At 68.5% G+C, this 14,393-nt stretch carries 13 protein-coding genes; all 13 read right to left on the bottom strand.

The window, feature by feature from the left end; genetic code table 11:
- Positions 1–37: 37 nt before the first annotated feature.
- Positions 38–1,429, bottom strand: a complete 1,392-nt coding sequence (locus ACSFBE_RS19335; RefSeq protein ID WP_435492042.1) for an FAD-binding oxidoreductase — start codon at positions 1,427–1,429, stop codon at positions 38–40.
- Complete coding sequence (gene hutG / locus ACSFBE_RS19340) at positions 1,422–2,240, bottom strand: N-formylglutamate deformylase (protein WP_435492043.1); 819 nt, start codon at positions 2,238–2,240, stop codon at positions 1,422–1,424. The genes ACSFBE_RS19335 and hutG overlap by 8 nt, the downstream gene beginning before the upstream one ends.
- Positions 2,237–3,616 (bottom strand): formimidoylglutamate deiminase, encoded by a 1,380-nt coding sequence (locus ACSFBE_RS19345; RefSeq protein ID WP_435492044.1) that lies wholly within the window; start codon positions 3,614–3,616, stop codon positions 2,237–2,239. The genes hutG and ACSFBE_RS19345 overlap by 4 nt, the downstream gene beginning before the upstream one ends.
- Positions 3,617–4,136: 520 nt before the next feature.
- The gene (hutI, locus tag ACSFBE_RS19350) at positions 4,137–5,375 is read right to left on the bottom strand and encodes an imidazolonepropionase (protein WP_435492268.1); all 1,239 of its coding nucleotides are present in this window, start codon (positions 5,373–5,375) and stop codon (positions 4,137–4,139) included.
- A 2-nt stretch (positions 5,376–5,377) separates the two neighbouring features.
- A complete protein-coding gene (locus ACSFBE_RS19355; RefSeq protein ID WP_435492045.1) occupies positions 5,378–5,974 on the bottom strand; it encodes a HutD/Ves family protein in 597 nt (198 codons plus the stop codon).
- Positions 5,971–6,639: an amino acid ABC transporter permease gene (locus ACSFBE_RS19360; protein WP_435492046.1), complete on the bottom strand. Its 669-nt coding sequence runs from the start codon at positions 6,637–6,639 to the stop codon at positions 5,971–5,973. Before ACSFBE_RS19360 ends, ACSFBE_RS19355 begins: the two co-directional genes overlap by 4 nt.
- A 13-nt stretch (positions 6,640–6,652) precedes the next feature.
- Positions 6,653–7,405 carry a transporter substrate-binding domain-containing protein gene (locus ACSFBE_RS19365; RefSeq protein WP_435492047.1) on the bottom strand — a complete coding sequence of 251 codons (753 nt, stop codon included), beginning with the start codon at positions 7,403–7,405 and terminating at the stop codon, positions 6,653–6,655.
- Positions 7,406–7,442: 37 nt separating this feature from the next.
- Positions 7,443–9,155, bottom strand: coding sequence for a urocanate hydratase (gene hutU / locus ACSFBE_RS19370; RefSeq protein ID WP_435492048.1), 1,713 nt, complete (start codon positions 9,153–9,155; stop codon positions 7,443–7,445).
- 14 nt (positions 9,156–9,169) lie between these two features.
- A complete protein-coding gene (gene hutH / locus ACSFBE_RS19375) occupies positions 9,170–10,735 on the bottom strand; it encodes a histidine ammonia-lyase (RefSeq protein WP_435492049.1) in 1,566 nt (521 codons plus the stop codon).
- A gap of 64 nt (positions 10,736–10,799) precedes the next feature.
- Positions 10,800–11,537, bottom strand: a complete 738-nt coding sequence (gene hutC, locus ACSFBE_RS19380) for a histidine utilization repressor (protein WP_435492050.1) — start codon at positions 11,535–11,537, stop codon at positions 10,800–10,802.
- A gap of 11 nt (positions 11,538–11,548) precedes the next feature.
- The gene (locus tag ACSFBE_RS19385; RefSeq protein WP_435492051.1) at positions 11,549–12,334 is read right to left on the bottom strand and encodes an ABC transporter ATP-binding protein; all 786 of its coding nucleotides are present in this window, start codon (positions 12,332–12,334) and stop codon (positions 11,549–11,551) included.
- Complete coding sequence (locus ACSFBE_RS19390; protein WP_435492269.1) at positions 12,334–13,107, bottom strand: ABC transporter permease; 774 nt, start codon at positions 13,105–13,107, stop codon at positions 12,334–12,336. Before ACSFBE_RS19390 ends, ACSFBE_RS19385 begins: the two co-directional genes overlap by 1 nt.
- Positions 13,108–13,213: 106 nt before the next feature.
- Positions 13,214–14,179: an ABC transporter substrate-binding protein gene (locus ACSFBE_RS19395; protein ID WP_435492052.1), complete on the bottom strand. Its 966-nt coding sequence runs from the start codon at positions 14,177–14,179 to the stop codon at positions 13,214–13,216.
- Positions 14,180–14,393 lie beyond the last annotated feature (214 nt).

The following is a 14,393-nucleotide window of genomic DNA, read 5'->3' on the forward strand; positions in this document are numbered from 1 at the left end:
GCCGTGGTGGGTGATCGCGGTGCCACGCCGCGCATCCTCAGACGCGGTCGAAGAGCTTGCCGGGGTTCATGAGGTGGTGTGGGTCCAGCGCCTGCTTGATGGCGCGCATCGCAGCCAGCTCGGCCGGCGTGCGGCTGGCGCCGAGGTAGGGCTTCTTGTGCGTGCCGATGCCATGCTCGGCCGACACGCTGCCGCCGAACGCGGCGACCTGGCCGTACACGAGCCTCTCGACGCCGGGCTCATCGCCACCGACGGTGCTGGCGTCGACGGAGAGGTGCAGGTTGCTGTCGCCCACATGGCCGAAGAAGACGGCGATGTTGCCGGGCCAGCGCGCGTCGAGCGCCGCGCGGCAGGTGTCGGCGAAGCGGCCGATGTCGCCCATCGGCAGGCTCACGTCGAAATTGATCGGCGGGTGCATGTTGGCCGGCAGTTCAGCCGTGGCCTCGCGGATCTTCCACAGCGTGCGGGCCTGCGCCTGCGATTGCGCGATGACGGCGTCGAGCGCCTCGCCGGCTTCCATCGATTCGCCGAGCAGTTCCTCGATCGCGGCGCGCAGTTCGTCTTCGTCGCCGCCCGTCACGTCGACCAGCGCGGCGAACGGGTGCGGCACGTCGAAGGGTTCGCGCAGCGACTGCCATTGCAGCGACGCGGCGACGAAGTCGCGCCACATGAGCTCGAAGGCCGCCACCGCGCCGGGAAAGCGTGCCTGCAGCCGGCCGAGCAGTGCCAGCGATTGCTCAAAGCTGCCGACCGCGACCAGCACCGTCGCCTTGGCGCGCGGTGCCGGGTGCAGCCGCAGCACGGCGCGCGTGATCACGCCGAGCGTGCCCTCGGCGCCGATGAAGAACTGCTTGAGGTCGTAGCCGGTGTTGTTCTTGATCATCGGCCGCAGCATCGGCAGCACCGTGCCGTCGGCCAGCACCACCTCGAGCCCGAGCGCCTGCTCGCGCATCATCCCGAACTGCAGCACGCCGTTGCCGCCGGCATTGGTCGCGAGGTTGCCGCCGATCTGGCAGGAGCCACGCGCGCCGAGGTCGACGCCGAACTGCAGGCCCCGCTCGGCCGCGGCTTCCTGCACCGCCTGCAGCGTGACGCCGGCCTGCACGGTGAGGGTCGAGGCCGCCACGTCGAGCGACTCGATGGCGTTCATGCGGTCGAGCGACAGCGCGATCGCCCCGGCGACCGGCACCGCCCCGCCCGCCATGCCGGTGAGGCCGCCCTGCGGCACGACCGACACGCGGAATTCGCTGCACACGCGCAGCACGGCCGCGACAGCGTCGGTGCTGCGCGGGCGCACGAGCGCGACGGGCTGCACCGGCGTGACGCCGCTCCAGTCGGTGCGATGGCGGGGCGGCACGGCGTCGCCGGTCTGCACGGCGTCGGCGCCGGCCGCGGCCACGAGCGCCTCGATGAAGCCAGGCTCAGCCACGCCGCCTCTCGACGAACTGCAGCACGGCTTCCAGCATGCGGCGCACATGCGGCTGCACGCCCGCCGCGACCTCGGGCAGGTAGTCGAAGGGCAGCGCCTCCTGCATGTAGCTCGACTGGGTCATCTCAAGTTGCACCGCATGCACGTTCTGCGCGGGCTGGCCGTGGTGGCGCGTGATGTAGCCGCCGGTGAAGCGGCCGTTGAGCACGCCGGTGTAGCCGGGCGCGTTCTCGGCGATGCCCCGCAGCGTCTGCGCCAGCACGCGGTCGCAACTCTCGCCCTTGGCGGTGCCGAGGTTCAGGTCGGGCAGCTTGCCCTCGAAGAAGCGCGGCAGCATCGAACGGATCGAGTGCGCGTCCCACAGCGCGGCGATGCCGTGCTGCGCCTTGAGACGCGCGAGTTCTTCGGCAAGCTTGGCGTGATACGGGTGCCAGATCGCGTCGCGTCGCGCGGCGATCTCGGCGTCTTCGGGCACATCGCCGGCTTCGTAGATCGGCGTGTTGTCGAAGGTATCGACCGGGCACAGGCCGGTGACGCTCTGGCCGGGGTACAGGCTGGCGCCGTCCGGCGGGCGGTTGAGGTCGATGACGTAGCGCGAGTGGGTGGCCACCAGCACCGACGCGCCGAGCTCGTCGGCGAAGTCGTAGAGGCGTTCGAGGTGCCAGTCGGTGTCGGGCACCTGCCGCGCCTCGGCGGTGAAGCGCGCGGCCAGTGCGGGGGGCACGTGCGTGCCGACATGCGGCATGGAGATCAACAGGGGTCGCGTGCCCTGGCGGAAGCGAAACGGGGGCTCGGTGGTTTGAAAGCTCATGGCGAATCCTCCAGCAGTTGGCGGCGCGCGGCAACAAGGCCGGCCGACGCCGCATCGTGAAGGGCATGGCGACCCGCCTTCACGCGCGGCTGCCCGGCGACCCACACGGCGTCGATCGCGCTGGTGCGGTGGCTCGCGAAGATGTGCGACGACAGCATGTCGGGCGCGTCGAGCCCGGCGAGCGCGGGGTGCGTGGCATCGAGCACGGTGAAGTCCGCCTGCTGCCCGACAACCAGCCCGCCGGCGGAACGCCCGGACGCCTGCGCGCCGCCCTGCACCGCCGCCAGCGTCATCGCGCTCGCGACGTTCGGCTGCGACGCATCGGCACCCACGTTGCGCTGGCGCGTGGCCAGGCGCTGGCTGTACTCCAGCATCAGCAGCTCCTCGGCGGCGTTCACGCAGATGTGGCTGTCGGAGCCGATGCCCCACACGCCACCGGCCGCGCGCCACGCCGGCAAATCGAAGATGCCATCGCCGAGGTTCGCCTCGGTGGTCGGGCACAGGCCAGCCACGGCACCGGTCGCGGCGGCGCGCCGGTACTCGTCGGCGTCCATGTGCGTCGCATGCACCAGGCACCAGCGCGCGTCGACCGGCGCGTGGTCGAGCAACCATGCGACCGGGCGCTGGCCGCTCCATGCCACGCAGTCGTCGACCTCCTGCGTCTGCTCGGCGATGTGGATGTGCACCGGCGCGGTCGCGTCGATGGCGTCGAGCCCGGCGAGCGCGTCGCGCAGCGCATCGGGCGGTACGGCGCGCAGGGAATGGGGTGCGAGGCCGAGGCGTGCGCCTTGCGCATCGCACAAGGGCTTGAGGCCATCGAGCAGGCGCAGCATCGACTCGGTCGAGCGGATGAAGCGGCGTTGCCCGTCGCTCGGCGGCTTGGCGCCGAAGCCGCTGGTCTGGTACAGCACCGGCAGCAGCGTGAGCCCGATGCCAGCGCGTTGCGCCGCACGCATCAGCGCATGCGCCAGCTCGGCGTCGTCGGCATACGGTTGCCCATCGCCCTGGTGATGCACGTAGTGGAACTCGCACACCGACGTGTAGCCCGCTTCCAGCATCTCGACGTACAGGCCCAGCGCGATCGCCTCGAGCTGCGCCGGGTCGAGCCGCAGCGCGAAGCGGTACATCAGCGTGCGCCAGCTCCAGAAGCTGTCGCTCGCCTCGCCACGGTATTCGGTCAGGCCCGCGATGGCGCGCTGGAAGGCGTGGGAGTGGAGGTTGGGGGTGCCGGGGATGACCGGGCCTTGTGTCGCTGCCGGCGCTGTCGTGTTGGGTTCGACATGGGTCAGCTGGCCGTTGTCGTTCCATTCGAGGCGGACGTTCTTTTGCCAGCCTGTGGGGAGCAATGCGTAGCTTGCGATGAGGGTCTTTGTCATACGCTGATCGTGCGGGTCGTGAGGCGTCGGAGGGCGGTAGGCCTGTGGGCGGCAGACGCCTGCGGCCCTTCGGGCTTCGCTGCTGCTCCTCGCGAAAGACGGGGTCCGCAGAACTCGCTTCGCTCAAACAGCTGCGGCCCTGATCCGCCTTTCGCTGCGGTGCTCGCCGCAGGCTCCACAGCCGCCCACAGGCCTACCGCCCTCCGACGGGGACGCGATCGTGGCGCACCCTTTTCCGGCGGGCGCAATCGTCGCGCACCCACCAAGCCCGGCAGGCGGTGCGGGCCGGGCGAGCCCTGTGCGCCGCCGAGGAGCGCAGCGCCATCGGCTGCGCGCGCAGCGCGCTTCAACCACTGACTCGTCGCAGCTGTCTGAGCGAAGAGAACGAAGTGAGCGCAGCGAGTTCTGCGACGCAGCCGATGGCGCGAGCACTGCAGGGAAGCCGCGAAGCGGCCGGCGCACCGGGGTCGATCGGCCCGCACCGCCTGCCGGGCGATCTCCTCAAGCCAAGCGGAAACGATCACAGCACCACCCTTCCCTGCCGAACCACAGAACGCACCGGCCGCTGACCGAACCAGTAAGCGAGCTCCGCCAGCTCCCGCACATCCCACAGCACAAAGTTGGCGGGCATGCCGACCGCGATCGCGCCGTGCGTGTCCTGCAGGCCGAGCGCACGCGCCGCATGCACCGTCACCGCATCGATGGCCTCCGGCACCGTCAGCCGGAACAGGGTGCACGCCATGTTCACCATCAGCAGCAGGCTCAGCGCGGGCGAGGTACCGGGGTTGTGATCGGTCGACACCGCCATCGGCACGCCCGCCGCACGCAACGCGGCGATGGGCGGCACCGTCGTGTCGCGCAGCGTGTAGAACGCGCCCGGCAGCAGCACCGCCACCGTGCCCGCGTCGCGCATTGCGTCGATGCCGGCCTGCGACAGGTGTTCGATGTGGTCGCACGACAGCGCGCCATAGCGCGCGGCCAAGGCCGCGCCACCCATGTCCGACAGTTGCTCGGCGTGCAGCTTGACTGGCAGGTTGAGTTGCTTCGCCGCCTGGAAGACGCGCTCGGTTTCTTCCAGCGAAAAAGCGATGCGCTCGCAGAACACGTCGACTGCATCGACCAGCCCTTCGGCCGCGAGCGCGGGCAGCATCTCGTCGCACACGAGGTCGATGTACGCGCCGCTGCCGTTTTCACGACCTGCATATTCGGGCGGCAGCGCATGCGCGCCGAGGAAAGTGGTGCGCACCGTCACGCCATACGCGGTGCCGAGGCGGCGCGCCACGCGCAACTGCTTGCGCTCGTGCTCCAGGGACAGGCCGTAGCCCGACTTGATCTCGATCGCGCAGACGCCTTCGGCCAGCAGCGACTCGAGGCGCTTGCCGGCGCTCGCGAAGAGCTCGCCTTCGCTCGCCTCGCGCGTGGCGCGCACGCTCGACACGATGCCGCCGCCGGCCTTCGCCACCTCTTCGTAGCTTGCGCCGGCCAGCCGCATCGCGAATTCGTTCGCGCGCTGGCCGCCGTAAACCAGGTGCGTGTGGCAGTCGACCAGGCCCGGCGTGACGAGCGCGTCGCCACCGTCGTGCCGTGGCAGCGCATGGAACTCGGCTGGAACACCGGCCTGCGGCCCGACCCAGCGGACCACGCCCTCCATGACCGCGATGGCGGCGGCCACCGTCGGCGCCGATGCCGATGCCGCATCAGCGAGCCGCAGGCCAGTCCAAAGACCGTCGGCGGAAGGGCAGGTGTCGAAGGGTTTCATCGTCATAGCTGGAAGTCCTCGCCGGGAGGTGCAGCGTCGGCGGGCAGCCACTGCACCACCGCCAGGCGTGCGCCGCGGCTGGCCGGCTTGACGGTCCAGGTCTGGGGCTCGTCGGCCCACCAGACGCCCTGGCCCTCCGTCAGCATGCCGCCACCCACGCGCCACTGGCCGTCCAGCGTCATCAGCAGGCCGTGGGCACTGCGTTCCAGCATGGCCATCTCGGAGATCACGCGCAACGTGGCCTGGCCGCCCGCGCGCCGCACCATCAGGTTGAAGTCGGTCGAGATGCCACCGCGCAGGCTGCACTCGACCGCCGTTTCGCCGTCGAAGGTGAAAGGCTCGTGCGGGGCAACGAGCGCGTGATCGAAGCCGGCGGCTCGCAGGCGCACGCCGTCGCCTTCGAGCAGCATGATCGTGCGGTCCACCCCCGGAAATACCGAGAAGGGCCCGCCCATGGCGATGGTGGCGATGCTCACACGCCAATCGAAGTCGTCGAGCCCGGCACCTGGCGGAAAGCAAACGACCTCCTGCGTGGTGCCCCCGCCGTTTTTCCAAGGCGTCACCGCCAGCGCCGAACGCGAGAAACGCTCCAGGCTCATCGAATCAATCCTCCTTGTCCAAGTTTCCGCTCCCAATGTCGCAGCACGAGCGTCACCGCACCTGTCAACAGGAAGTAAACAAGGGCAATGGCCAGATACACCTCGAGCGAGCGGTATGACACGCTGATGATTTTCTGGCCTTCATGCATCACGTCGTGGATGGTGAGCAGCGATACCAAGGCTGAATTCTTGATGAGCGCGATGAACTCGTTGCCGAGTGGGGGAATCATGCGCACCACCGCCTGCGGCAGCACGATCTGCCGCATCGCGACCGCGGGCGTCATGCCCAGCGACTGCGCCGCCAGCGTCTGGCCGCGGTCGATCGACTGGATGGCGCCGCGCACGATTTCCGACACGTACGCGCCCGAGTACACGCCCAGCCCCAGCACGCCGCACAGGAATGCGGGCAACAGGAGGCCGAAGTGCGGCAGGCCGAAGAAGAGAATGAAGAGTTGCACGAGCAACGGCGTTCCACGGATGAGCGACACGTACGCGGTGCACACAGCGTAGACCCAACGACGCTTCGGGTTGAGTCGGCCGATGCCGACAAGCAACCCCAGCATGCATCCCAAAGTCAGCGCGCACGCGGTGATCTCGACCGTGACGAGGGCACCGCGCAGCAGCTCGGCCCAGCCGGCCCAGACCGGCGTGAAATCCAGATCCATCAGGCGCGCCGCGTCACTTCGCCGTCGCGTTGCTGAAGTACTTCTTGGCGATGGCCGCGTAGGTGCCGTCGGTCTTCAGTTTCTCCAGCGCGGCGTTCACCGCCTTGGTGAGCTCGGGCGTGTCCTTGCGGATCGCCATGCCGTATTCCTCGGTGGTCAGCTGTTCTTCGAGCACCTTCAGGCCAGGGCGCGTGCGCACGTACTGGTAGGCGGCGGGCTTGCCGGTCACGGCCGCGTCGCTGCGGCCAATGTCGACCAGGTTGAACATCTCCTGGTTCTTCTCGACTTCCATCAGCTGCACCTGCGGGTACTTCTCCTTCACGAAGCTGACCGACTTGGTGCCGACCTGCACGCTGACCTTCTTCCCGTTGAGGTCGGCCGGCGACTTGATCGTCGTGTTGTCGGCCTTGACCATGGCCACCAGGCCGCCCGCGTAGTAGGGCACCGTGAAGTCGACCACCTTCTTGCGCTCGTCAGTGATGTAGATGGCTGACACGGCCATGTCGAAGCGCTTGGAGATCAGGCCGGGGATCAGCCCCTTGAAGTCGATGTCGACCCATTCCACCTTGCGCCCCATGGCCTTGCCGACGGCTTCCACCATCTCGATGTCGAAGCCGGTGCGCTTGCCGTTTTCGACAAACTCCATCGGCGGGAAGGTGGCGTCGGTGCCGACCGTAAGAACGGCCTGGGCCTGTGCCTGGGCGCTGACGCCGAAGGCCAATGCGGCGGAGGCGGTGGCAAGAAGGAACTGGCGGCGGATCTGCATGGTGACTTTCGTTGGAGAAGAGGAAGAAGAAGGAGGGTTACTTGAGCATCGGCAGTTGAAGCCCCTGCTTCTTCGCCGTGGCGATCGCGATGTCATAGCCCGCGTCGGCGTGGCGCATCACGCCGCTGGCCGGGTCGTTCCACAGCACGTTGCCGATGCGTTGGGCGGCGGCGTCGGTGCCGTCGCACACGATCACCATGCCGGCATGCTGCGAGTAGCCCATGCCGACGCCGCCGCCGTGGTGCAGGCTGACCCATGTCGCGCCGCCGGCGGTGTTGAGCAGCGCGTTGAGCAGCGGCCAGTCGCTGACGGCATCGGTGCCGTCCTTCATGGCTTCGGTCTCGCGGTTGGGGCTGGCGACCGAGCCGGTGTCGAGGTGGTCGCGGCCGATGACGACGGGCGCCTTCAGCTCGCCGTTCTTCACCATCTCGTTGAACGCGAGTCCCGCGATGTGGCGCTCGCCCAGGCCCAGCCAGCAGATGCGCGCCGGCAGGCCCTGGAAGGCGATGCGCTCGCGCGCCATGTCGAGCCAGCGGTGGGTGTGCTTGTTGTCGGGGAACAGTTCCTTGATCTTCGCGTCGGTCTTGTAGATGTCTTCCGGGTCGCCCGAAAGCGCGACCCAGCGGAACGGGCCCTTGCCTTCGCAGAACAGCGGACGGATGTACGCGGGCACGAAGCCGGGGAAGTCGAAGGCGTTCTTGACGCCTTCGTCGAACGCGACCTGGCGGATGTTGTTGCCGTAGTCGACCGTCGGCACGCCCATGGCCTGGAAGTCGAGCATCGCCTGCACGTGCACCACGCAGGACTTGGCGGCCGCGGCGGTGAGCGTCGCGTGCTGCGATGCATCCTTCATCGCGGCCTGCCACTGCGGCACGGTCCAGCCGGCCGGCAGGTAGCCGTGGATCAGATCGTGCGCGGAGGTCTGGTCGGTCACCAGGTCGGGACGGATCGCGGTGCCGGCCTTCGCGCGCTTCACCAGCTCCGGCACGATCTCGGCCGCATTGCCGAGCAGCGCGATCGACACGGCTTCCTTCTTCGCCGTGTGGTGCGCGATGAGCGCCAGCGCGTCGTCGAGGTCCTTGGCCTGCTTGTCGACATAGCGCGTGCGCAAGCGAAAGTCGATGCTCGACTGCTGGCACTCGATGGCCAGCACGCAGGCGCCGGCCAGCACGCCCGCCAGCGGCTGCGCACCACCCATGCCGCCGAGGCCGGCGGTGAGAATCCACTTGCCCGACAAGTCGTTGCCGTAGTGCTGACGACCCGCTTCGACAAAGGTCTCGAAGGTGCCCTGCACGATGCCCTGCGCACCGATGTAGATCCAACTGCCGGCCGTCATCTGTCCGTACATGAAGAGGCCGGCGCGGTCGAGTTCGTTGAACTTTTCCCAGGTCGCCCACTTGGGCACGAGGTTCGAGTTGGCGATCAGCACGCGCGGCGCGTTGGTGTGCGTCTTGAACACACCCACCGGCTTGCCCGACTGGATCAGCAGCGACTCGTCGTCTTCCAGCACCTTGAGCGATTCGAGGATCTGGTCGTAGCAGGCCCAGTTGCGCGCGGCGCGGCCGATACCGCCGTACACCACCAGGTCCTGCGGCCGCTCGGCGACCTCGGCGTCGAGGTTGTTCTGCAGCATGCGGAACGGCGCTTCGGTGAGCCAGCTCTTGCAGGTGAGTTCGCTGCCGCGCGGGGCGCGGATCACGCGGCTCGGGTCGTGGCGGGGGTCGGCGTTGAATTTGTCGGGTGCATTCATGGAACAGGGTCCTTTCAATGGCTGGGCAGGATGTTCAACAGGACGTCGGGCAGATCCGCCACCAGCGCCCACTGCCGCATGGCTTCGATGTCGGGGGCGAGGTAGCGGTCGCGATCGAGGAACGCGACCTTGCTTCGGATGGCGCGCAGTTCGGCCTCGACGAGTGCCGAGCTTTCCAGCACCGCGGCGGGGTCGCGCTTCAGTTCGATGCCTTGCGCTGCACACATGGCCTCGATGCCGACGACCACCGCCGTGTTCTCGACCATGTCGCCCAATCGCCGCGCGGCGAAGGTCGCCATCGACACATGGTCTTCCTGGTTGGCCGAGGTCGGCAGGCTGTCGACGCTGGCCGGGTGCGCCAGCGACTTGTTTTCCGACGCCAGCGCCGCCGCCGTCACCTGCGCGATCATGAAGCCGGAGTTGAGGCCGCCATCACGCACCAGGAAGGGCGGCAGGCCCGACAGGCCGGTGTCGAGCAGCAGCGCGATACGGCGCTCGGCCATGGCGCCGATCTCGCTCACCGCCAGCGCGATGATGTCCGCCGCGAACGCGACCGGCTCGGCGTGGAAGTTGCCGCCGCTGATGACCTCACCCGTGTCCGTAAAGACCAGCGGGTTGTCCGACGCGGCATTGGCCTCGATGGCCAGCACCCGCGCCGCATGCTGCAGGTTGTCGAGGCAGGCGCCCATCACCTGCGGAATGCAGCGGATCGAGTACGGGTCCTGCACCCGGCCGCAATCGGCATGCGAAGGCACGATGGCGCTGCCGTCGAGCAGCGCCCGCACCGCGGCGGCCACGGCGATCTGCCCCGGCTGGCCGCGCGCCGCATGGATGCGCGCGTCGAAGGGCTTGATGGACCCCTGGATGGCTTCGAGCGACAGCGCGCCCGACATCAGGCCGGCCGCGAAGACGTTCTCCGCGCCGAACAGGCCGGCCAGCGCGAGGGCGGTCGACACCTGTGTGCCGTTGAGCAACGCCAGGCCCTCCTTCGGTCCGAGCACGAAGGGATCGAGGCCGACGAAGCGCATCGCCTCGGCACCATCGACGACGCGACCGTCGGGCAGCGTCGCCTCGCCTTCGCCGATCAGCACGCAGGCCAGGTGCGCCAGCGGCGCCAGGTCGCCGGACGCGCCGACCGAGCCCTTGGCCGGAATGCGCGGCACGACGCCGGCGTTGAACAGCGCGAGCAAGGCATCGACCAGGGCCGGACGCACGCCCGAATGCCCGCGCGCCAGGCTCACCGCCTTGGTCGCGAGCACCAGTCGGACCACCTCGGCGCCGAGCGGCTCGCCGGTGCCGACGCTGTGCGACAGCACCAGGTTGCGCTGCAGCTCGGCCAGATGGTCGTTGCCGATGCGGGTGCTGGCCAGCTTGCCGAAGCCGGTGTTGATGCCGTAGACCACCTGGTCGTTCTCGACGATGTGCGCCACGGCCGCCTGCGCCGCGCGCATGCCTGGCGCGGTCGCGGGGTCGAGCGCGAGCGTCACGCCGCCGGCATGGATGCGGCGGAGCATCGGCAGGTCGACGGCGCCGGGTGAGAGGACGAGGGGTTCGGAGGCGTGCGATGTCGAAGGCGTCATGGCAACTTGTCTAGACAGGTGGATCGGTGCGAAGGCGGGGGCGTGGGGGCGTGCGGCGCACGCGTCAGCCGAAGCTGGGGTTGCCGTCGGCGCGAAAGCGGCTGCCGAGGCGGTAGCGTGATGCCGGGTGCAGGCAGCGCACCCAGGTCACCGGAATGCTGCGCGTCCAGGTGCGACGGGTCAGCAGCAGGCAGGGGTCGGCCACCGGCATCGCGAGCCGGGCGGCCTGCTCGGCGGTCGGCAGCACCGCGTCGACCAGGTGCTCGATCTGGTCGAAGGGCACGTGGCGCACCAGATACTCGCTGGGCGGCGTCGCGACGAAGTCCTGCGCGAGGTAGGTCGGCACCACCAGCGGGTTCACATAGCGTTCCTCGAGCTGCACCGGCGTCTCGTTCTCCAGGTGAAGGCAGACGCTGTGGAACACCGACTCACCGGCGCGCAGGCCGAGCCAGGCGGCCACGTCGGCCGCGGCGGCGCGGCGCTCCACCGTCAGCATCTGGCAGCGGTAGTCGTGGCCGCGCTGGCGGATCTCGCTGGCGATGTTGGCGATCTGCAGCAGTGTCGACTGCGGCTTGTCCTCGGCTACGAAGCTGCCGACGCCGGCCACGCGCACGATGCGGCCCTGCTCGACCAGCTCGCGCAGCGCACGGTTGACCGTCATGCGGGCGACGCCGAACTGCGCCACCAGCTCGTGCTCCGACGGCAGGCGGTGGCCGGCCGGCCAGGTGCCGTCCTGGATCTTGCGCGAGATGAATTCCTTCACCTGCTCGTAGAGCGCGAGGGCCGGCAGGTCGCGTTTCATCGGTGTGCGGCTCAGTGCTCTGCGGTGGCCATCGACTCGGCGCGGATCTCTTCGGTGAGCCGCGCCTTGATCGCCATGAACTCGGGCGAGGTCTTGATGGTGTAGTGCCGCGGATGCGGGAAGTCGACCGCGATCTCGGTCTTGATGCGGCCCGGCCGTGCGCTGAACACCGCGACGCGGTTCGCCATGAAGATGGCCTCGTCGATGTCGTGGGTGACGAACAGCACCGTCTTCTGCGCCGATTCCCAGATGCCGAGCAGCAGTTCCTGCATCAGCACGCGGGTCTGGTTGTCGAGCGCGCCGAAGGGCTCGTCGAGCAGCAGCATCTTGGGGTCGTTGGCGAGCGCCCGCGCGATGGCGGTGCGTTGCTGCATGCCGCCCGACAGCTGCTTGGGAAAGTGGTTCTCGAAGCCGCGCAGCCCGACCTTGGCGATGAAGAAGTCGCTGCGCTCCTGCTGCTCGGCTTCGGACATGCCGCGCTCGCGCAGACCGAAGCGGATGTTCTGCGCGATCGTCAGCCACGGGAACAGCGTGTAGCTCTGGAACACCACGCCGCGGTCGGCGCCCGGGCCTTCGACGGCCTGGCCGTCGAGCAGCACCTGGCCGGTGGTGGGGAAGTCGAGGCCGGCGACGATGCGCAGCAGGGTCGACTTGCCGCAGCCCGAGGGGCCGAGGATGGTGACGAAGTCGTTTTCCTTGACCTCGAAGTCGATGGGTTGCAGCGCCTGCGTGCGCTGGCCCTTGGTGCCCTCGAACACCCGCGACACGCCCTGGATGGACAACTGGTTGCGGCTCATCAGAGGGTGCTCCAGGCAAACAGCTTGCGGTTGACCGCCTTGAAGGCGAAGTCCGACACCAGCCCGATGATGCCGATGACGATGATGCCGAAGATGATCTGGCCGGTGTTCAGCAGCGCCTGGCTGTCGGTGATCATGTGGCCGATGCCGGACGAGGAGCCGATGAGTTCGGCCACGATGACGTAGGTCCAGGCCCAGCCGAGCACCAGGCGCAGCGTCTCGGCGATGCCGGGTGCGGCACCGGGAATGAGCACCCGCTTGACGATGCCGGCGCCGTCCGCGCCGAGCGTGTAGGCGGCTTCGACCAGGTCCTTGCGGGCGCCGCCGACGATCACCGCGACCATCAGGATGATCTGGAACACCGAGCCGATGAAGATGACCAGCAGCTTCTGCGTTTCGCCGATGCCGGCCCACAGGATCAGCAGCGGGATGAAGGCCGAGGCCGGCAGGTAGCGGCAGAAGGACACGAAGGGCTCGAGGAAGGCTTCGATCGGTTTGTAGGCACCCATCGCGATGCCCAGCGGCACGGCGATGAACGTGGCCAGCACGAAGCCGCCGAGCACCCGCCACACGGTCATGCCGATGTCGCGGAGGAAGTTGTATTTGGTGAAGAGCAGCCAGGCCTCCTTCACCATCGTGACCGGGCTGGCCAGGAAGGTCGGCGACACGAAGCCGCCGAGGGTGAAGAAGGACCAGGCGGCGACGAACAGCACGAAGAAGCCGATGCCGAGCAGCCAGCGGGCGCGGGCGCTTACCGGCTCCAGCGGCGCCATGCGGCGGGGCCGGGCCCGCACCCGCGCGACGACCGGCACCGCCGCCGGCGATGAAGAGGCCGCCGGCGCGGCGGGCATCGGAATGCTTCGCGTGCTCGCCATCGTCTTACTTGATGAAGGACGGGTCGAAGGTGACGGCGAGGTTCTCCGGCGCCTTGCGGATCACGCCGGCCTCCAGCAGGATCTTCTCGGCCTCCTTCATGAAGGCGGTGAGTTCGCCGGCGAAGAACTTCTGGTTGGCCGCCTTGTCCTGCCAGCGCAGGTAGGCCGACGACTTGGCGAACTGCTCGCCGGTCTGCTTGACCGCCGAGCCCATGATCTCGTTGGCCTTGGCCGGGTCGTTCTTGATCATCTCGAGCGCCTCGAAGTACGAGTTCGTGAGCGCCTGCGCGGCCTTCGCGTTGGCCTTGAGCCAGCTCGGCGCGCAGCCGACGGTGTCCATCACCATCGGGTAGTCGAGCGTGGTCGCGAGGATCTTGCCGGACTGCGGCGCGCTGCGAACCGTCGACAGGTAGGGCTCGTAGGTCATGGCGGCGTCGTTCTGGCCGGCCACGAAGGCTTGCGCGGCGGCTTGCGGCGACAGGGTCGTGGTCTTCACATCCTTGAGCGTCATGCCGTTCTTGTTGAGCATCCAGGCCAGGCCGAAGTACGGCGCGGTGCCCGGCGCGTCGACGCCGATGGTCTTGCCCTTGAGGTCGGCAAAGCTCTTGATGTCGCCACGCACCGCGATGCCGTCGGCGCCGTAGGACTTGTCCATCTGGAAGATCTGCACGATCGGCACGCCGTTGGCGTTCCAGGCCACATGCGTCTCGACCGTGGTGGCGGCGCACTGGATGGCTTCGGACGCCAGCGCCAGGTGGCGGTCCTTCTGCGGAATCATCTTCAGTTCGACCTCGAGGCCGTTCTTCTTGAAGATGCCCGCCTTGTCGGCCAGCGTGAGCGGCGCGAAGCCGGTCCAGCCGGACATGCCGAGCGCGATCTTGGTGTCCTGGGCCGAAGCCGTGGTGACCACGCCCGCCGCGCACAGGCCGGCTGCGAGCAGCGAAGCGACTTTGACAACCATCTTGACCATGGGTACTCCTGGATTCCGTTCGTGTTTGAAAGCAAGGCCGGCCGACGGCACGGGCGCTGCCCGCTGGCGTCGTGCGCCGGATTCTGGCCGCATGCCCCAACTTGTCTATACAGGGTTACCCCAGCGCCTTCTTCCGGTGCATGTTGCGAGTCAACATGCACCAAAGTGCTGTCTAGACAGGTTGACACCCTGCGGCCACGACAGGTGTTGCAAA

This window comes from Variovorax sucrosi (assembly GCF_051216635.1).
GTDB lineage: Bacteria > Pseudomonadota > Gammaproteobacteria > Burkholderiales > Burkholderiaceae_C > Variovorax.

Excerpts from the sequence above, each read along its gene's own strand:
- hutG (WP_435492043.1), bottom strand. The coding sequence starts at position 2,240 with ATGAGCTTTCAAACCACCGAGCCCCCGTTTCGCTTCCGCCAGGGCACG.
- ACSFBE_RS19345 (WP_435492044.1), bottom strand. The coding sequence starts at position 3,616 with ATGACAAAGACCCTCATCGCAAGCTACGCATTGCTCCCCACAGGCTGG.
- hutI (WP_435492268.1), bottom strand. The coding sequence starts at position 5,375 with ATGAAACCCTTCGACACCTGCCCTTCCGCCGACGGTCTTTGGACTGGC.
- ACSFBE_RS19355 (WP_435492045.1), bottom strand. The coding sequence starts at position 5,974 with ATGAGCCTGGAGCGTTTCTCGCGTTCGGCGCTGGCGGTGACGCCTTGG.
- ACSFBE_RS19360 (WP_435492046.1), bottom strand. The coding sequence starts at position 6,639 with ATGGATCTGGATTTCACGCCGGTCTGGGCCGGCTGGGCCGAGCTGCTG.
- ACSFBE_RS19365 (WP_435492047.1), bottom strand. The coding sequence starts at position 7,405 with ATGCAGATCCGCCGCCAGTTCCTTCTTGCCACCGCCTCCGCCGCATTG.
- hutU (WP_435492048.1), bottom strand. The coding sequence starts at position 9,155 with ATGAATGCACCCGACAAATTCAACGCCGACCCCCGCCACGACCCGAGC.
- hutH (WP_435492049.1), bottom strand. The coding sequence starts at position 10,735 with ATGACGCCTTCGACATCGCACGCCTCCGAACCCCTCGTCCTCTCACCC.
- hutC (WP_435492050.1), bottom strand. The coding sequence starts at position 11,537 with ATGAAACGCGACCTGCCGGCCCTCGCGCTCTACGAGCAGGTGAAGGAA.
- ACSFBE_RS19385 (WP_435492051.1), bottom strand. The coding sequence starts at position 12,334 with ATGAGCCGCAACCAGTTGTCCATCCAGGGCGTGTCGCGGGTGTTCGAG.
- ACSFBE_RS19390 (WP_435492269.1), bottom strand. The coding sequence starts at position 13,107 with ATGGCGCCGCTGGAGCCGGTAAGCGCCCGCGCCCGCTGGCTGCTCGGC.
- ACSFBE_RS19395 (WP_435492052.1), bottom strand. The coding sequence starts at position 14,179 with ATGGTCAAGATGGTTGTCAAAGTCGCTTCGCTGCTCGCAGCCGGCCTG.